Raw genomic sequence first — 19,960 nt, 5'->3', positions numbered from 1 at the left:
GTCTGGTTTAGTTTGTTTGATGTATAACTCTTGTCAGCATTGCTTTAGATCTGCTGCTTAATTCTGCCTTTTTATAATATTCTGATGGAATTTCATCTAACCATAAAGGTTTCACCTCTTCCCAGGTCAGCGGTTTCCCCTTAATTCCTGTGTTAACCAATTCGGTTACTTTTAAAGGTATTCCATCTATATTTTTTACCTGATAGTTTTCGGACTTATAATTAACAGGATAATACTCATTGTTTTTTGGCGAACGCAACATTCCATACACACTGTTTTCTGCTTCAGGATATCCAACTGCATAATTATTGCTTAATCTGCTTTCTTTGGGACTTCCTAAAAAAACTGGAAAGTTGTATTGTTGACGTTTAAACACATTGCCACTAATGGTAATAGCATAAGGTTGTTTAAATGGTAAATTACTGGTTGCCGAAAACTCTTTACGTCTTTCTATAAGCGGCTCAAAGTTAATGGCATAGCCGTTATTGTCATCAAATACATTATTGAGTAATTGGATATTAAATGCTAAAGCATGCTCTGAAGCTTCTGGTCCGGGATTAAGATAAAGTGCCGCATTCCCTCTTGAGTTCAGGGTTTTATTTAATCTAAAATAATTACCGGCTATGGTATGTCCACTGCCCCATATAAACATTCCACCATAACCAAAAAGATTATCGGTACTTATAAAAAAATTATTAAGTGCAATCTGGTTATCGCCATGTCTAAAATTAAGTGTCCCCTGACAGTTTAGAAATGTGTTGGCATAATAGATATTCTCTTGCGATTTACTGGTAATGATTTCCGGCTCCGAATCTTGTCTTACAAAAAGATTAGAATCTACTAAACATCGTCCGACGTCATTTCTATAATAACCTATTCTTATTCCTCCACCTGCATTCCCCGGTTTCTGCGGATTAGAAAAAAAACAATGGTCTATACGATGATACATGGCTACAGCTTCTTCTTTTGCTGTCTTTTCTGCTTTCGTTCTGTTATTTAGGTTAATAACCTGATCAAAAGTAACTTTATCTGTAAAAACACAATGGTCTATTCTGCAATGTTGGGGCACTTTTCCACTTTCGGGTATAGATGTGGTTATGTATGCAGAATTGGCTTCATCAAATGCATGAAATACACATCCTGTTATACGATTATAACTATTGTATAGAGCGACCAGACCCGGACCATGTGATTTCCATTGAGTCCTATCTCTGTTACCATCTTTAAAATAAATATCCTGAAGAACGATATATTGCCCTCTTAATTCTACTTTAGCATCTCCGGTAAAGAAAACCTTACCTCCGTTTTTTGCTCTGACAACAATATGCTTTCCCGGTGTTCCCGAATGATTAATTATAAGCTTGATGTCTTTATAAACACCATCATCCAATAACAAAGTATCTCCTGCTCTAAGTTTTTCTACCTTATGGTAAACTTCTTCTACAGAAGATGCTACAATTTCCGTTGCTTGTGCTTGAGGCATCGCAAACAAAATAACAACGAAGAGATATGTCCTGATTATAGCTTTCAATATTAAGGGTATTTTAATTCCATTTCTCTGCCTTTAACCTCCATACGGTGCTTCATAATCTGATTATAATCTCCGTAATCACTTATCCAATGCGGCTTATCTACTGTTGATTCCCAGTTTTCCAGCTTTGTCAATAACTCTTTTTTCTTAGCGGGGTATTTATCTGCCAGATTGGTTGTTTCTGAAATATCTTTTTTAAGATCAAAAAGTAATACAGGATTATCTCCACTTCTAATCAGTTTCCAATTTCCGCTTCTTACTGCCGCAGCTATACCTCTTCGCCAGAAAAGATCTTTATGAGGTTCGCCTTTAACTTTATTATTGAGATATGGAATAAGGTTTACTCCATCTGTTGGCTGACCTTCTATTAATTTACCATTGGCAGCGGCCACAGCTGTTGGTAATATATCTAAGGACGAAACCATATTATGATAGATTTTTCCGGCTGGAATATGTTTTGGATATTGCATAATATAAGCTACCCTGATACCACCTTCCCATTTCGAACCTTTTAATCCTCTTAGTTTTCCATTGTCGGCATAGTTTCCTGTTGCTGCCCCATTGTCGTTAATAAATACTATCAATGTATTATCATAAAGACCTTGTTCTTTTAAGTTTTGTACCAACTGCCCTACTCCATCATCTAAAGAAACCATCATTGCGGCATAAGCTCTACGACCGGGGTCTGTAATATGGCTAAATTTTCGCATCAGCTCTTCTTTAGCATTCATAGGTACATGTACTGCATTATAAGCTAAATACATAAAGAAGGGCTTTGTTTTATTCTCTTTGATAAAAGAAATGGCCTTGTCTGTAAACATATCCGTGGTGTAGGTTATGGTATTTTCTGGTACAATATTTCTGTTATTATACAATACCAATTCAGGTGCCGGAGCTTTTCCTTTATAGCCAAAAAAGTTCCGATGCCCGCCTACAAATCCATAAAATTCATCAAACCCTCTGTTCATTGGAAAATATTGCTCGTAATCGCCCTGGTGCCATTTTCCTATAGCTATGGTGCGGTAACCATTGTATTTCATCTGGTCTCCAATAGTCTTTATTTTAGGATCCATACCTACATCTTGCTGCGTATATCCTTCTACCGGTTTTTTCGAGATATTATGCTCAAAACCAAAACGCTGTTGATACATTCCCGTCAATATACCTGCTCTTGAAGGAGCGCATACCGAGGCTGACACATAACCATCTGTAAATAAAACTCCGTTTTTTGCTAACTGGTCTATATTTGGGGTTGGAATTTCTTTACCTCCATAACAGCCAAAATCTGCATAACCGGCATCGTCTGCTACTATAACTATCACATTAGATTTGTTTTGTGCATAGAGATTGGTAGTTAGTGATGTACAGGCTAACAAAACGGTGGTTCTTAATAATTTCTTCATACTCATCTCTTTTTTATGTTAATTTTTGAGGGCAAACCATACTTACAGTTAATTTGTACTATAGTGTTACCTTCTTTATCTGTTGTAAGGGAATAAACTTCACTGTTATCGGTCTTTTCCCATGCTCCATTTATCTTTAACTCTACTACTGAGGGTTGCGCAGGTGTTTTAAACCAATATCTGGAATATATACTTACTTCTTTTCTTGTTCCATCGGCATTTAAAGGCGTATCATCTTTACCTTGGTAAAATCTCAAATCCGGGTCGGTTACAGAGAGCTCCAGCTGATTGCCATTTTCTTTATAAAGAACTAAACAAGGTGTACTGTTTTCTCTGATGATTTTATCTGTTAAATGTTTTTTACTGGTAAATATTGCCAAACCCGTCATTTTTTCTTTTGCGTAATAAACACTGTGTACCAGACTATCTTGCTGCAGCACCTGATAAATACCCGGTTTTGCTTTATCTCTGTTTTGGAGGGCTTCTATTTGCCCGTCATTTGCTTTTATAGCTATAGCATATTCATAACTTTTTTGCTGTGGTGCCCGACCATGATCCAATACTAATCCGGCAAAATTCCCTTTGGTATCCTGCAAATCTTTCTGATTACGCGATTGCTGTGTCTTTTTATATAAATTCACCTGCTGGTTTCGGGGAACATAATAAGTAATACCTCTATTATCTGTAACAACAAGATCCTGTTTCAGGTTTTCCTTCAGGACAAAAGGAAACGTAATATTTTTCTCTCCATTTACCTGAAAAACTTCGTTCTTATCTTTAAGGTAATTTTGGAACAGAGTTGTTTCTGTAGGATAACTATCTATATTATTGTTGATATCTGACCCTAGTGCTATCAACAAATTGTCAAAGGTAAACCATGATTTATTGGCTCTAAAGCTTCCCATATTGTATTTATCGTGACCATGAAGTTTCATAGCAAATACGCCCTGCTTATCTAAATTTGTTCCACCTGCAAAAACTTCATCCGTTAATAACATCTCTTCAACTCCACTGAAATCATCTACATTTTTGATATCTGCCCTTAACACGTTTAGCGGAACATGTAATGTTGTTGTTCCGGGTATACGATTCCAGTCCCATCCCAGATCTTTAAATCCACTGGCATTCTTCTGGCTCTCTGGGAATGCTATTTCTACCTGTCCATAACTTAAATACCGTCCAAACATATTTGCTCTGGGATACGACTCGTGACTAACAAAATAACGATTATGCGCTTTAACTGTCAATAACCAATCAGCTCTTCTATGAATATCCAGCAAACCAAAATTAAGGTTCCAATGTCCCTCGGGATGTTTCGCCGGTAAAATCCCTTGTTTACTAAACTGCTTTGCCAGAGCTGTATTTGCATTTTTGGTTACCAATAAATAAACCGCAGCCATTTCTTTATCAACGGGTTGTTTTCCATCCGGAGTTCCCGCTAACGCCATATAAGCAAAAGGCATATCAGGAATACGCCAATTCCCTGTTGGGTGCCTGCCTGCAACTCCTAAGGGCCAACGGGTGGGATTGGTATAATAGTGCATCATCAACATATTTTCTTTAAATGATTGATGTGCTTTTTCTTCTACTTTAAAACTGGTTCTGCCTAGTACGTATATAATAGGTGCAAGACCATTATAACCGCCTACTCCATAAGCCGGATACAGGTGGCCGTGATGAAAAACAGCTCCATCTGGTTTAAAGGCGCCGGTGATTTCCAGATTAGGTTCTATATTTTTACCTATCCACTTACTGTAATGTTCTAAATACCATTGTTTTTGTGGGACATTATCTAAAATAAGAACCGAACTTAACATACCTCCCAACAAGGTATTGAATACATCTATATTAGACACAGGAAACTGATCTGGCTGCTCTAATGTACGTCCTAATCCGCTAAACCAATTCATTGTATTAAATGTGCGGTTTAACTGACCTTGTTTCTTGATAACGGGCTTCATGATCAGACAGGCACTATAAAAATCTCCCATGTTATATCCTAAATGATGTAAGGCGCCCATTCCGCTACCATAACTCCAACCCTGATCGTCCAGATGGTTTAACAGATTCATAAATTTCTGTTCCAGTTCTGCTTTTACAACCTTATCGGATATATTGTTCCAGGCCTGTGCCACCTGGAGCATTAATATAGAATAACGTTTAATATTAGACTTTTCGTTCTCTTTTTTAACGCTATCTAATAGCTTTATATCTACCAGTTCTATGTCATTTACCGAAAAAATTGGTCGTCCCGTTACTACACCTTTATTATAGCTGATATTCCAAAAATCATACTCTGTTCTTATTTGTTGCAAGTTTTGAGTGTTAACTTTAGGATTTGCTATAAGCTTAAGGTATTTATTTTGTACAGAATCTATATCATTAAAAACTGCTGCATTGCTTTCCTTTTGTAGTAAATAACCTTTGTTCTGACTAAATTTATACAGCGATGTCCAATGGGCATTTGCAGCTTTATCTCCTCCCAAATTTACATAAGGTACCTGCTGATCGCGCATAGGAGAACGCGGATTAATATTTACGTTTAACATCACCTGATCCAAAAACAGTTCTCCTTTGGTTACCGACTTTGGTGCATATATTCTTAACCTGTTTATACCCTGTTCTTTCAGCTTCTGCATATCACGATGATACATCATCCATGCGGTACGCCAACCATTAAAATCAAGTGCAAAATCTGCTTTATAAACTTCTTCCTCGCCGTTCAAAAACACAAAATGTAATTTATCTTTTAGAGGTGTTGCGTTGTATACCCAAAATACAAAAGTACTTCGCGGATCGTTGATTACATCTTTCAATACACTATCGTCTATTTGTAAATAGGCATTTGATTTATTCCACTTCCATTGAAAAGACTGTTTACCCAACTTATAATGTTGCCCTGTTATTTTTAAAGTTCCGTTAACTGCTTTCCAATTAGATGGAACCTGATATTCACAAATATCTTTTTGCAATTGCGCATTACTTTGCTGTATGCTAAGCAAAACAAAAAGAAACAAGAACTTATACTTCAATAAATACGTCATCATACTATAAAAATCTGCTCTCCTGGTTGTTTTTAATTTTATTCAGTTCTCTCGCCATTTCCTGCACTTTCTTTACATTTTTTAAAGAAAGGTTTTTACTTTCCGTTGGATCCTTTTTCATGTCGTATAACTGAGGTTGATCTGAATTGCCCAGCTCTATGTGGGTTACAGCCTGTATTTTAGGCCCTTTACCAGGCTCTATATATTTCCAGTCACCTTTGATATAGGACAACGTTCCGTTTAGTGCGTGTTGAATGATGTATGCTCTTCCCTTTTTATCTTTTCCCATTAAAGCTGGTAGTTGATTAAAACTATCCGGAGCATCTTCTTTTTTAAGCGGGTATGCTACCAATTGAGCCAGTGAATGGTATAAATCTACCTGACTTAGCTTAGCTTCTGACACACCGGCACCAATAGCACCGGGCCACGAGGCGATAAAAGGAACACGGGTTCCCGCATCAAAAGCACTATATTTACCTCCTCTGTAAATACCTGCAGGTTTATGTCCGTTCAACATTTCGTTAGCAAAATCGACATAACCATCGTCTAAAACAGGCCCGTTATCACTACTGAATATAACCAACGTATTTTCTGAGAGTTGCAAACTATCCAGAGTTTTCATAATCTGCCCTACCGTCCAGTCTAGCTGTAAAATCACATCACCACGAGGTCCTAATCCGCTTTTCCCTACAAACATTGTATTTGGAGAACGAGGAACATGAATATCATTGGTTGCCAGATATAAAAAGAATGGCTTATTTTTATTTTCCTCAATAAAACTGATAGATTTACGGGTAATATCTACAGCTAAATCTTCGTCTTTCCATCTGGCGGAATGCCCTCCGGACATGTAACCAATCCGACTGATTCCATTTACAATTGTTTGTGCGTGGCCTTCACTCAATTTCATTTTTAGCAGTTCTGGGTTTTCTGCTCCTGTTGGTTCATTACCTACTTTTTGATGATAGCTTACCAGAATAGGATCTTTAGAGTCCAGATTCACAATATGTTTATTTTCCAGATACACTGTAGGCACTCTATCTGCTGTTGCAGGAATTACAAAACAATAGTCAAAACCTATATCTAGTGGTCCTTTTTTTATTTCACCGTTCCAGTTAGGTCCTTCTTTTCCTCCTAAACCCAAATGCCATTTTCCTATGGCGGCAGTTTTATAACCCGATGCTTTCAACATACCGGGAAGTGTTGTTATGTTGGTAGGAATAATTAATGATGCATCTCCCGGAGCTATGTTTGTTCCAGATTTTCGCCATGCATATTTCCCTGTCAACAAAGAAAAGCGCGAAGGTGTACAGGTTGATGAAGTTGCATAGGCTTGATTAAACTTTAATCCTTTTTTGGCCAATGCATCTATATTTGGCGTTTTCACTTTTGTAGCACCATAACAGCTTACATCACCAAAACCCAAATCATCTGCATATATTAAAACAATATTAGGCTTCTGCTGTGCAAACAATGTTGTACAAAACAAGAAGATAAATAGCTGAACAATCCTTTTCATCTGTATCATTTCTTAAAATAGGTTTACCCAGATCCTGTGTTTATCTGGTTTTATTTTCAAATATTCTGGTATTTGACCGAAATAAGGGAGAAAAATTGGTTGAATTAGGGGTAGTTTCTATTCTTTTATCTGATATTATTGACTGATAAAAGTCTTTTGGATATTTTTCATTTGAATATAAACCCGTTTAATTTATGAAATACAGACTTTTACTGATTTTATGCCTATGCTTTTCTATGGTTAGCGCTAAAGACAAAGAACTTAAAGTTTTACAGTTTAATATATGGCAGGAAGGTTCTATAATAGAAAACGGCTTTGATATGATTGTTGATGAGATTTTACGCCTCGAGGCTGATATCGTAACTTTCAGCGAAGTTCGGAATTATAACCATACCCGTTTTAACGACCGTATAGTAGAAGCCCTTGCCCAAAAAGGTAAAACATTCTATTCTTTTTATAGTTATGATTCCGGTATCTTATCCAGGTTTCCTATTATTTCTACCGAAACAATTTTCCCAGAAAAAGACGATAAAGGTTCTCTCTATAAAGCCAAAGTTGATTTTAAGGGAAGAACCATTGCGGTATACACGGCTCATCTGGACTATAAACATGCTGCCAATTACTTATCCAGAGGTTATGACGGATCTACCTGGAAAAAGCTAGCTAAACCCGTAGTCAATGCAGATTCTATTTTAGCTGACAATGCCAAGTCTATGCGTGAAACAGCTATTGCTTTATTTATTGATGATGCAAAAAGAGAGATAAAGAATGGCAATCTGGTAATATTGGGTGGCGATTTTAACGAACCTTCTCACAAAGACTGGACTACAAATGCCAAACATCTTTACGACAGAAAAGTAGCGGTACATTGGCCTGTTACCTCTCTTCTGGAAAATGCCGGTTTTACTGATGCTTACCGATTAAAGTACCCGGATGCCATTAATTATCCCGGAATTACCTTTCCGGTTTTTAATCCTGATGTAGAATTTAAAAAACTGGTTTGGGCCCCAACTTCTGATGACCGGGACAGAATTGATTATATTTTCTTCTCCCCCCTGCCTTTTGTAAAACTTAAGGATATAGTATTAGTAGGCCCTGAAGAATCTATTGCTTTCAATAAGGTTGTTCCCAAACTTTCTAAAGACAAAATTATACTCCCCATTAATGGCTGGCCCACAGACCACATGGCTGTTCTGGCTACTTTTACTGTAGATTAAACATCTATTTGAAATAAAAAAGAGGGATTCTCCTGGATTTGTACCAAACAAAATTAGGAATCTCCCTCTTCTTCCATATACTCTGTAGGAGATTTACCAAACTGTTTTCTGAATTCTTTACTAAAATATTTACGGTCATTAAAACCTACAGAATAAGCTACTTCTGCTATATTTATTTTCTTTTGTTTCAGCAATTGTGCCGCTCGTTTCAGCCTGATAGATTTTATAAAGTCGGTGATGGTCATTCCGGTCAATGCCTTTAATTTTTTATAGAGTGCTGTCTGACTCATTCCTATCTCATCTACCAATACAGACACATTAAATTCCGAATCTTCCATGTACTTTTCTACCAGAGAAACCAGTTTTTGCAAGAATTTTTCTTCCGGATTTTCCAATTCAATATCCCTCGGCATCAGCATAATCTTACGACTTAGTTTCTCCCTTAGTGCGTCAGCAGATCTGAGCAGGTTATTCACATGCAACTCTAGTAACTGCAAACTAAATGGTTTGGTGATGTACACATTTGCTCCTGCCTGTAAACCATCTACCTGATGCAGGTGCGACGCCATAGCCGTTAACATAATAACCGGAATATGATTGGTTGATTCGTTAGTTTTCACTTTTGAGCAGAACTCGAAACCGTCCATATTAGGCATGGTTACATCTGATATAATTAAATCAGGAATATTTTTCAATGCAGATTCTAAGCCTTCTTCTCCATCCTGTGCTTCATAAATATGGTATTTATCAATCAGTGATTGTACCAGAAAGTTTCTGAGCTCGGTATTATCTTCTACAATTAATATCGAATGTTTTTTATCTCTTTTTTCTTCTAATACAAGTTGTTCGTCTACTTGCTCTACAGCTTGCTCAGGCTCTACCACTCCATACGGAGTATGCTCTTCATTTTCTAACGCTTCTAGAGTTTCCTCGTCTACTTCTACGGCAGCTAAACTCAATGTAAAACGGGCAAATCCCGGAGTTTCCTCGGTTCTTTGGATACTTTGTAAACTAATTTCGCCGTGGTGCAGTTCTACTATATTCTTCACCAGCGCTAAGCCTATTCCCCAACCTACTATATGTCCATTTTCGTTCTTACTTTGATAAAAATTGCTGAATATATTTTCCTGATCCTGCTCTAAAATACCCACACCATTATCCTCAACATCAATCAATACCCTATTATTCTGAGTACGCAAACGTAATTTAACAGTTCCTCCCTCGTCTGTATACTTAATTGCATTAGTCAATAAATTATACAATACTTTCTCCATTTGATTTTTGTCTATCCGGGCATAAGGTTTAGCTAATGCTTCGTACTCAAAATGAATATGTTTCGTGGAAGCCAGATATTTAAAGGATTCATAAATATCGGAACAGAAACCATCAAGATCTACAAGAGACAATTGCAATTTTAAATTACCGGTTTCTATTTTTCTGAAATCTAACAGTTCGCTAATCAATCTTAATAGTCTATCTGTATTATTCTTAATGCTCCGCAATTGGTTATTTAAGGCATTGTCTTTTTTGGTAGAATCTATCAATTTCTCCAGAGGTGCAAAAATCAATGTTAGCGGAGTTCTGATCTCATGAGAGATTTTTGTAAAAAAGTCCAGCTTGTTTTGATACAGCTCTTTTTGCCTTTCGCTGTTAATATGCTCGTAATAAAGATCTGTTTCCAGCTTCTGTTGCTTTCGCAGAAACTTATTTATTTGGAACCATACAACCACAAAACCTGCCAAATAAATGAGGTAAGCCCACCATGTTTTCCATAACGGCGGTAATACCTTAATGGTTATTTCTGCCGGTTGTTTTGTCCAAACACCATCATTATTTGCCGCTTTTACTACTAGTTTATAAGTCCCTGCCGGAAGATTGGTATAAGTCGCCGTTGGATTATCTACATAATTCCATTCTTTTTCAAAACCTTCCAATTTATAGGCATATTTATTACGTTGGGTATTGATGTAATTGAAAGCCACAAAATCTAATGAAAAAATGTTCTGACTGGCTTTAAAAACTATTTTTTCAGCAAAAGACACATCTTTCTTTAACAGACCATCTGAACCGTTTACTTCTACCGTTTTGTTAAATAATTTAAGATTGGTAAAAGCTATTTTTGGAGCATAAGCATTATAGGTTAAATCATTAGGTTCAAAAAACACCAGACCATTATAGGTACCAAAATACAGGTTGCCACCTGAATCTTTAAAAGTTGAGTTGACACTAAACTCATTACTAGGTAAACCATCATTAACATCAAAGTTTTTAAAAGATTGCGTTTTTCTATTAAGTTTAGACAGTCCATTATCTGTACTTACCCATATATTTCCATTGTTATCAAAATTTATCCCCACTACGTTATTACTCACTAATCCATCTTCTATGGTATAGTTTTTAAACTTATTATCTTTTGCCTGATAAATACTTAAGCCCCCTTTGTGTGCTCCTATCCAGATATTACCAAACTGATCCTCTTCTATACAATTAATATAATTTGAGGTAAGTCCATTCTCTCCCCTATAAAACTTCTGAAAATCAGCTGCATTTTTTCTAAGTAAGTTCAGCCCATAAACCGTTCCTATCCAAGTATTACCTTTAGAATCTACCAGTATATTACGAATATAATCGCTAGACAATTTCTTTGTCGGACTGGTAGCTGTTATATACGAAAAGTGGTCTGTTTTTTTATCGAGAATATTTAGGCCTTTGTTTGATGTACCTATAAGTATGTTCCCTTCCTGATCTTCTGCCACGGCACTTACATAGCCATGATTTAAAGAATTAGGATGGTTAGGATTTGGACGATAGTGTTTAAATGTTTGTGTTTTGGGATCAAACCGCTCCAAACCTCTTTCAAATAAACCTACCCAGACGTATCCTTCTGAATCTTTAAAAATAGATTTTATAGTATTTGATCCTATACTGGCAGGATCTGCCGGATTATGATTGTAAAACCTGAAAGTCTTGGTCAATTTATTATATCTATCCAGACCTGTTCCTTCTGTTCCTATCCAGATTTCGTTATTATCCTGTATTATTGAGCTGATGATATTTCCACTGATACTATTCTTAAAATCGTTGTGCTTAAATACATCAAAAACCAATGTATTTCTGTGGGTTACATTAATCCCTCCGAAATTGGTACCAATCCATACGGACCCCAGATCATCTTCATAAATATCTTTGATAGAATTATCGCTCAGACTTTTGTCGTTATCAAACTCGTGTTTATAAACCTCAAACTTGTCTGTTTTGAGGTTAATTAAATTTACCCCTACCATAGTACCTACCCACATTTTATCGTCTTTTGTAAAGATAATTTTGCGGATAATATCGTTTGTTAAACGGCTATTTAAAGTATTGTAACGTTTAAAGATATTGGTAGTAGCGTCGTACATACTGATTCCGTTTTTCTCTGTACCAATCCATATCCGACCTTTTTTATCTTCACAAATTGTTTTGATGTAGTTACCACTAATACTAGTAGGGTCTTCTTTATTGTTTTTAAAACTCTGATATATATATTTTTTGGTTTGTTTATCGTACGTGATTCTTGTGAGTCCATTGGTTGTACCGGCCCAGATATTTCCTTTTAAGTCTTCAATAATTGAATAGACTTCATTATCTGCCAGTCCATCTTTTTTGTAAATATTTTTAAAGTCTCTTGATTTTGCATTTTCTATATAGCTGATACCATTATTGGTACCAAACCATACCTTTCCGTCTTTGGCAACACAAATAGTTAGAATAGCAAACTTATCATTCCCCGCTTGCTTAACCGTCTTTTTGTCTATGCGTTCGAATGAATCGGTTTCGGGCGAATAATAATTCAAGCCATCTTGTGTGCCAATCCATAATTTTTTATCGTAGTCTTCTACTATTGAGTAGATATAATCGTCTGTTGAGATGGTATTTTTATTATCCGGATCATGACGGTATTGCTTAAATGTTCTTCCATCAAAACGATTGAGTCCGTCACGGGTACCAAACCACATAAAACCCCTGTTATCTTTACATATTGTTAAAACGGTGCTTTGCGACAAACCATCTGATACAGAATAATGATCAAAATAGGTTTGCGAAAATACGTTTAGGCCGGATATCAAAAATAACAATAAGTAAAACAGGCGCTTCATATCTATCTTTTGGTTATAGCCATAAAAATAATCATTATGTTGGCTTATTTCAGTCTTTAATAAAATTCTACCTTATTAATCTATTGCTTCCTGCATATAAACATCATTTAATTAAAACATTTACCTATCCTACATCTTTTCTGCATTTGTTAATTATAACAGAAAAATCACCTCTTACCAAGGCAGACTTTTCCAACAAACATTAAGCTTTCACTAAATGCAGGCCCCCCTAACTGTCCTATTAACTATACAAAAAACGAATCATACGGCACTTCCAAAAAAACCACAAACAGCACAATATCAATAACTTAAACACATACAACTATTTTTTGGCAAAATATTCACATAGTAATCTGTAAACTGCAATAATGTAGTTATAAAATTATACATGCTATGAAAACAACTAAACTAGCTTTGTTACTCTCCATTTGCGGATTGTCGCAAGCATTTTCACAAACTACACCTATCGAAACGGATAGGTTTTCTACCAAGAATTTCAGGACGTGGTCTATTGGAGCCCATGGTGGTGTATTAACTTCTCACACTATATTCAGAGGTGCTAACAATGATTATGAAACTCCAACAGAGAATTGGGGTTATGGGGGTTACATTAAAAAACAGTTTATTCCTGCATTTGGTCTTCAGGCAGATTTCCTTGCTGGTAACGTAGAAGGCATAAGACAATGGAATGCTGCAACCAACTCTTACATTCCTAACTCAAAATTCAAATCTCACATTGAGTGGTCTGCTGCTTTAACTGCTAACTTAACACTTGCTAACTTTAGTATGAATAAGGAAAATGGTTATTTTTCTCCTTACTTAAAAGCAGGAGCTGGTTATATGTCTTCTAATTCTACAGTAACCAATGCACCAGGCTCAAGAGGCTACTCCGAAGATTGGTTTATCCCTGTAGGTGCCGGCTTTAAAATTGGTATCGCCAAGGGGATTAACCTGGATTTAGGATATGACGTAAACTTTGTAAAATCTGCTAATTTTGACGGTCTGGACACCAGAAAGTACGATAATTTTGCTTACGGACATGCTGGTCTAGAGTTTGCAATAGGCAACCGAAACAATCCGCAATTAATTCATTACAGTCCCATTGCCGATTTAAGAAAACGTACAGAGGCTGAAAGTGAAGATTTAAGAAGAGCATTGTCTACAGTTGAGCAAAACGCTGCCAGAGATCGTCAGGTTTATGCTAAAGACATGGCCGATGATGACGGTGATGGCGTAGCTAACAAATTTGATAAATGTCCTAATACACCTGCTAATACTGTTGTAGATGGATCAGGATGTCCATTAAAAACACCTACTCAAATTATTAAGGAAAAAATAGTGGTTACTGAAGCTGACCGTAGAGTTGTTGATGAAGCCATCAAAAATCTGGAATTTGATTTAGGTAAATCAACCATCAGATCTACATCTTATGCTACTCTAGATAAAGTAGCTGCACTTTTAGTAGAGAAAGATTTTAGTCTGAAACTGGCTGGTCATACAGATAATACAGGTTCTATGGCCTTGAATTTAAAATTATCTAAAGACAGAGCAGAAGCTATTAAAGCTTATCTGGTAAGCAAAGGCGCTAACCCATCCAGAATTGAAGCAACAGGTTACGGACCAAACCAACCTATTGCAGATAATAAAACTGCCGAAGGTCGTCAGCAAAACAGACGTGTTGAATTTACATTGTATTAAATTCATTCATCATCATACAATAAGCAAAAAGCCACACTCTATTTGGGTGTGGCTTTTTAGTATAAACTTTTTCAGGAGGAATCGAACAATTCTATTAACAACTAAACACAGATAATCCTGCAAGTTTAATGCAACATCTGGAAAAATATAGAAATAAACATCTGCTATAGAGAAGGATTAATATACAATTGGGCATCCTTCGTTCATCTTCCGTTATGAGGTACTTTGGAGATGCTTTAAGAATGCTTCACTTATCTTTGTGGTAATCTTTGGAGGTTTCACCAAAACATCACTCCATATTAGTCAATAAATGGGAATTTTTAACACTCCTGACCACTTTTATAAGAACAGCTTGCCCTTCAACGAACCTTTATCTTAAACTATTAAATCCCCCCTGCTTGGGAGAGTCCTTTGTGTAACAAAGGCAGAGCAAAAGACGCCTTGGGTCTAGTCCTTGACTTTAAAATTTAGAACCGGGTATTAATTATAGTGTCTAAGATAAATATTTCTGTTCAGGGAGCATCTTCCCCATCTATCCAAAACAAAAAAGCTGCCCGCTAAAGTAAATAGGGACAGCCGTATATATATTTTGTATGAGATGAAGAGTTTATGGCCTCTCCTACCTTTATTGACTGCAAATTACAATAGATATATTAACACAAATAGAATTACATATTAAATAATCAACAAAGTATTTATTTCTAAAAAAAGGGAGCCTTTCTTATTGAAAGAAAAAAATCCGCCCTATTAAGGAACGGATTTTCATTGTTAATATATAACTTATAAAAGTTTTAGTATACGTTAGTTTGTGGAGTCCAACTAACCCAACCTGTAGTCCAGTCAGTTGTACCAAAAGCTCCTCTGTAGTTTACAGTAGTTGCATTAGGTGTAGCTGCGAAAGTACCAGATAATGCCAATGAACCAGTTAACGGTAGAAAGTTTGGTGTAGTTAAGCTAAAAGGAGAATTGATTTTAATTTCTGCTGTAGGTACAATTACATTTCCTTCTGCCAATGCTTTTGTTTGCATATCAGTAGCGTTAAAAGCTGTTGAAGTGCTCAAAAATGGGGCAGTAACCACAGAAATAATATTATTTTTAAATTCTGAGGTCCCGTTTTTATACGAATTAGCTGTAATATCAGACTCTATAGAGAAACCACCTTTTTGATTTCCTAATAGAATTGAATTATTGAATATAAACTGAGTTCCTCTTCTCCATCTATTACCATAGTTGTGGTTTGATGCTGTACCTGTGGCATTGTTTGGACCAATAATAGTAAAGTTAGACAATCTTGGTTTGGTAACCGGGGTTGCAGTTGTACCATCTTTATCATTATCACACTCTATTCCGTTACCAGCGTCTCCAGCATCAACAAATTTAGGATCTCTTAGTGACACCGCGAATTGGATTGAACCATTATATCCGAAATCAAAATCGAAATCATCATCCGCAGTTGCATATGCTACTAAATATTTAGCATTTACCGTACCACCAAAGAACTCATACGCGTCATCATTTGCATAAGATGTTTGAATATGTTCTACAGTTGTTCCGCTACCAACGGCATAAAATGTAAGTGCATTAATTTCACTATCATTAGTTCCAATACCTGCATACTCTATTCTTACATATTTTAATACACCAGAATTGTCATCATCTATTTTTTCTGTACCGTAAGTTAATCCTAAACCGCCTTCGATTGCTTGTGGTGTAGTTCTATTTGTAGATGCTCTTCCAATTAAAACTATACCTCCCCAATCACCAGGTGCTCTTTCCCCTACAGGTCTTCCAGATGTAAAAACAATAGGTTTTTGAGCCGTACCTTCTGCCATAATCTTTGCTCCTTGAGTAATTACTAAAGCACTTTTTTGTCCAACTTTAGCTTTAATTAATGTACCTGGTTCGATTTTTAAAATAGCATTATTTTTCACAAAGACAAAGCCATCTAGTATCCATACTCTATCAGCTGTCAATGTTAAATTAGAAGTTATATCTCCAGAAATCTCTTGCGGCTCTTTAATTACGATTTGTTCATCCTCATCATTTTTCCTGCAAGATGAAAAAGAAATTGCTAAAACTGCTAGAAGCGCTAAAAATTTAATTTTTTTCATGTTTTGTTTTTTTTATAAAAATATACCTCTTATGTTTCCTAAATATTTACAATCTGTTATGCTTCAATAAAATCTTTATTAAGAAATTGACAACTAAATTATTTACCTAGAGAAAAATCATACTTCAAAGCCAATGATATTCCAGATCCATATTTAACAGCGTTCATCAAATTATCTTTGGATGCATCGTAAGTCTTTTTGTTATCGTTATTTTGATAGAATATTTGTTTTTGATTCAAAATATCTGACACATTCAATTTAAGTTCAAACCTTTTCGAAAAATTCTTGCTAATCTGAAAATCTAACATATCTCTCCCTTTTTCATAAATATCTGCATAACCTTCATATCCAACCTCCGCTATTCTTGAACCAATCTTATTATATAATAAACTAAAAGCCATGTCATTTTTAGGAGAAGCATATTGCAGACCTGCATTTAATAAATATGGCGACTGCCCTTGCAGAGCTCTTGAAGTCACCTCTGAAACTAAAGAGTTCAGATTTACCGTTGATATAATGAAAGATGCATTAGTATAAACTGTCAGGTTTTTGAGATAGTCCTGATCTCCCAGGAAATTTAAGTTTTTTCTGGCTTCAATTTCAAATCCGTAAGTATTTGCCGAGTTAGCATTTTGAAAACTCACGTTTTTACCTCCATTTCCTGATGAAACAATCTGTTCAATGGGGTTTTGGAAATTTTTATAAAAAGCAGAGAATGAAAGTATTTGACCGTTACTCGGATAGATCTCATATTTAAAATCAAGATTGGTATTTTGACTTCTTTTTAAATCAGGATTTCCTTGTAATATCCTTTTTGAAATATAATCAAAGAATCCAAACCTAGACATCTCTCTTAATTCTGGCCTGGTAACAGTCTGTGAAGCGGCAATCCTAATATTTGTTTTATTATTAAGACTATAAGTCAAATTTAAGCTGGGTAATATATCTAAATATGTATTTTCTACTTTTAACTTATTACCCGAAGGATCAAATGTGTTCACTAACTGATAGCTATCTTCCAGTCTAACTCCCCAAATAACCCTGGTTTTAGATCCTATCTTATTATCAAATTGAATATAACCTGCATTTAAATCTGATGTTGCATCATACTTATCCGCATTCTCAGTTCCCTCGTCCATAATAAAACCATTAAGATTAAGATTTTGATCCTCAAAAATCTTATCCATAGGTAAATACAACATGTCCTGATCAAAAGCTCCGTAACTACTACGTATATACCCAAATTTTCTTGCAGCAAAATCTCTTAACTTATATTGTTTTAAGACCCCAAGTTTTGCTGTACTTTTCTCATCAAATAAGTTAAATGGAATAGTAAAATTAAATGCACCTCCATAACTATCTTCCGTCATATTCGAAAAGAACCTACTGGCATCGGTACGGGATGCTGTCCCGTTAGGTACTATCGCTTCATATTTTGTTGCACCTTGATCATAATCCAATCTGTAATTTAAAGATTTTAAATCTGGTTGATCCCTCTCGGTATAAGAATAGTTGAGGTTCCAATTTACCTTTATATCTTTCCAGTTTAATTTATGGTCTCCTTCCAATTGATTATTCAATAAAGATTTACTCACCAAATCAAGTGAATTACCTCTGATAGAATCTTGCTCAGCGAATTGTACACCATATCTAGAAGTATAGGAGTTATCTAAAGAAATATTGTATAGATTTTTTAAGGCTATCTTATTATTTCCTTTCACATATGCTAAATTCAATAATGCTCCACTTGAAGTACTATATTTAAATATTTTATCATTGAAATCAAATTGTTTGTAGTTTGACTCATAATCATACCTCTCAGAGCTCGAAATAGACTCACCATTTCTCTGAGAAAGAGAAAATATCAAACCAAGCTTACCTTCATTCTCAAATCTTTTTTGAAATCCTAAGTTTAGTTGATAGTTCTGTGAAGGTAATCCCTTTGATGATTTTGTATTGAATGAATTATCAAATAATTTTCCTGCATTAATTTTCTCCTGAGCCCCTGAAATGCGAAATTCTACTGTGTTTGGCACACCTCTTGGAATATCTCTCGCTGAATTTGCAAACCCCAAAAACTCGCCACTTTTCTTCTCTCCTAAATTAAAATCTTTGAAAGTACTTTGGGTATTATACCCCGCTCCAACACTTAAAGACACATAGTTTTGGTCTGGTATATCTTTTGTCACAACTTGAATTACTCCTCCGGCGAACTCGCCTGGGAGCTCTGGTGAAGCAGTTTTACTAATGATAAGGTTATCTATTAGGTTAGAGGGTATAATATCAAATGAAAAAGCTTTTTTATCAGGTTCTGTACTTGGTAAAACTGCTCCATTTAATAGTGTAGAATTATATCTGTCAGACAACCCTCTAATCACAACAAATTTATTATCCTGAATACTAGTACCGCTTACCCTTTTTAATACCTCTGAAGTATTTCTATCTGGAGATTTTTTTATTTGATCGGAACTAATACCATTAGATATACTAATATTATTCTTCTGTCTAGCATACAAAGCCCCTACTGTTTCTTGCCTATAAGATGCTGTAACAACTACCTCTTTTAAAGCTTGTGTTGCAGATTGCTCCATCTGAACATCCAAAGTAGTAACCTGTCCGGTTTTAACATCTACAGCTGTAATTGTTTTAGGCTGATATCCTAAATATTTAAAAGTTAAATTGTATTTTCCGGCCGCAAGTCCTCCTAAAGTAAACCTTCCTTCTACATCGGTGAGGGTTCCTTTGGTTGTTCCTTCAATCCCTACTGAAAGTCCAATAAGAGTCTCTCCATTAGCCTTATCAACAACTTTACCAGTAATCTTGGCATTCTGAGCAAATGTTAAACCCGAGGTAAAAAGCATTAGTATAAGAACGACTATACTAAATGTGTTAAATTGTCTTTTATTCACTTTTATGTTATTTAATTGTTGCAAAAGTATTACGGGTACATTACCCGCTTGTTACGAAACAATTAACTATACATAACTAATGTGTTAAAATAATATTAACAACATTCCGGAGCTTTGACGATTAAAAAATTAGGGGTGCATAATGAAAAAAAAGGGGTGCATCAAAAAATAAAAACGTTGTCATTTCGATGAGTATAGCGAAGATAAATCTCTTCCCTAAGTACTTCTGAAAGAGATCCCTCGATTACGCTCGGGATGACAAGGTCCTTTTGATACAACCCCTAAATATTATCTTAATATCTAGAAAACCACAAAGAGCACTAAGCTTTTCACAAAGAACATTAGGACTTTGCATTGCATACTTTGTGTATTCTCTGCGTCATTTGCGG

At 35.6% G+C, this 19,960-nt stretch carries 9 protein-coding genes; 2 read left to right on the top strand and 7 right to left on the bottom strand.

Annotated features, from left to right (window positions below):
* Positions 1-7 precede the first annotated feature (7 nt).
* Genes ACFSAH_RS11495 through ACFSAH_RS11480 form a run of 4 tightly spaced genes read right to left on the bottom strand, consistent with a single transcriptional unit; the run spans position 8 to position 7,497 of the window.
* Positions 8-1,483, bottom strand: coding sequence for a chondroitinase-B domain-containing protein (locus ACFSAH_RS11495; protein ID WP_379662884.1), 1,476 nt, complete (start codon positions 1,481-1,483; stop codon positions 8-10).
* Positions 1,484-1,533: 50 nt separating this feature from the next.
* Positions 1,534-2,934 (bottom strand): sulfatase-like hydrolase/transferase, encoded by a 1,401-nt coding sequence (locus ACFSAH_RS11490; RefSeq protein WP_379662883.1) that lies wholly within the window; start codon positions 2,932-2,934, stop codon positions 1,534-1,536.
* Between the two features lie 2 nt (positions 2,935-2,936).
* Positions 2,937-5,981, bottom strand: coding sequence for a chondroitinase family polysaccharide lyase (locus ACFSAH_RS11485; RefSeq protein ID WP_379662882.1), 3,045 nt, complete (start codon positions 5,979-5,981; stop codon positions 2,937-2,939).
* Between the two features lies 1 nt (position 5,982).
* The gene (locus ACFSAH_RS11480; RefSeq protein WP_379662881.1) at positions 5,983-7,497 is read right to left on the bottom strand and encodes a sulfatase family protein; all 1,515 of its coding nucleotides are present in this window, start codon (positions 7,495-7,497) and stop codon (positions 5,983-5,985) included.
* Positions 7,498-7,691: 194 nt separating this feature from the next.
* Between ACFSAH_RS11480 and ACFSAH_RS11475 the strand changes: the two genes are divergently transcribed.
* Positions 7,692-8,714, top strand: coding sequence for an endonuclease/exonuclease/phosphatase family protein (locus ACFSAH_RS11475; RefSeq protein WP_379662880.1), 1,023 nt, complete (start codon positions 7,692-7,694; stop codon positions 8,712-8,714).
* A 53-nt stretch (positions 8,715-8,767) separates the two neighbouring features.
* Here the strand turns inward: ACFSAH_RS11475 and ACFSAH_RS11470 are convergent, their stop codons facing one another.
* Complete coding sequence (locus ACFSAH_RS11470) at positions 8,768-12,853, bottom strand: hybrid sensor histidine kinase/response regulator transcription factor (protein WP_379662879.1); 4,086 nt, start codon at positions 12,851-12,853, stop codon at positions 8,768-8,770.
* Positions 12,854-13,246: 393 nt separating this feature from the next.
* On the opposite strand from ACFSAH_RS11470, the gene ACFSAH_RS11465 reads away from it, so the two are divergent.
* Positions 13,247-14,551, top strand: a complete 1,305-nt coding sequence (locus tag ACFSAH_RS11465) for an OmpA family protein (protein ID WP_379662878.1) — start codon at positions 13,247-13,249, stop codon at positions 14,549-14,551.
* 791 nt (positions 14,552-15,342) lie between these two features.
* On the opposite strand, the gene ACFSAH_RS11460 is transcribed toward ACFSAH_RS11465, so the two are convergent.
* Both ACFSAH_RS11460 and ACFSAH_RS11455 read right to left on the bottom strand, forming a co-directional pair.
* Positions 15,343-16,662, bottom strand: coding sequence for a hypothetical protein (locus tag ACFSAH_RS11460; protein ID WP_379662877.1), 1,320 nt, complete (start codon positions 16,660-16,662; stop codon positions 15,343-15,345).
* 98 nt (positions 16,663-16,760) lie between these two features.
* Complete coding sequence (locus ACFSAH_RS11455) at positions 16,761-19,523, bottom strand: TonB-dependent receptor (RefSeq protein WP_379662876.1); 2,763 nt, start codon at positions 19,521-19,523, stop codon at positions 16,761-16,763.
* Between the last annotated feature and the right edge of the window lie 437 nt (positions 19,524-19,960).

This window comes from Pseudopedobacter beijingensis, from assembly GCF_042678145.1.
Taxonomy (GTDB): Bacteria; Bacteroidota; Bacteroidia; order Sphingobacteriales; family Sphingobacteriaceae; genus Pseudopedobacter; species Pseudopedobacter beijingensis.
The sequence above is the reverse complement of the archived record's forward strand: the minus strand, read 5'-3'. Positions and strand labels throughout refer to the sequence as shown.

What these genes read in the sequence shown, in the direction of transcription:
- ACFSAH_RS11470 (WP_379662879.1), bottom strand. Translation starts at nt 12,853, where the DNA reads ATGAAGCGCCTGTTTTACTTATTGTTATTTTTGATATCCGGCCTAAAC.
- ACFSAH_RS11475 (WP_379662880.1), top strand. Translation starts at nt 7,692, where the DNA reads ATGAAATACAGACTTTTACTGATTTTATGCCTATGCTTTTCTATGGTT.
- ACFSAH_RS11495 (WP_379662884.1), bottom strand. Translation starts at nt 1,483, where the DNA reads ATGCCTCAAGCACAAGCAACGGAAATTGTAGCATCTTCTGTAGAAGAA.
- ACFSAH_RS11480 (WP_379662881.1), bottom strand. Translation starts at nt 7,497, where the DNA reads ATGAAAAGGATTGTTCAGCTATTTATCTTCTTGTTTTGTACAACATTG.
- ACFSAH_RS11455 (WP_379662876.1), bottom strand. Translation starts at nt 19,523, where the DNA reads ATGCTTTTTACCTCGGGTTTAACATTTGCTCAGAATGCCAAGATTACT.
- ACFSAH_RS11465 (WP_379662878.1), top strand. Translation starts at nt 13,247, where the DNA reads ATGAAAACAACTAAACTAGCTTTGTTACTCTCCATTTGCGGATTGTCG.
- ACFSAH_RS11490 (WP_379662883.1), bottom strand. Translation starts at nt 2,934, where the DNA reads ATGAAGAAATTATTAAGAACCACCGTTTTGTTAGCCTGTACATCACTA.
- ACFSAH_RS11485 (WP_379662882.1), bottom strand. Translation starts at nt 5,981, where the DNA reads ATGATGACGTATTTATTGAAGTATAAGTTCTTGTTTCTTTTTGTTTTG.
- ACFSAH_RS11460 (WP_379662877.1), bottom strand. Translation starts at nt 16,662, where the DNA reads ATGAAAAAAATTAAATTTTTAGCGCTTCTAGCAGTTTTAGCAATTTCT.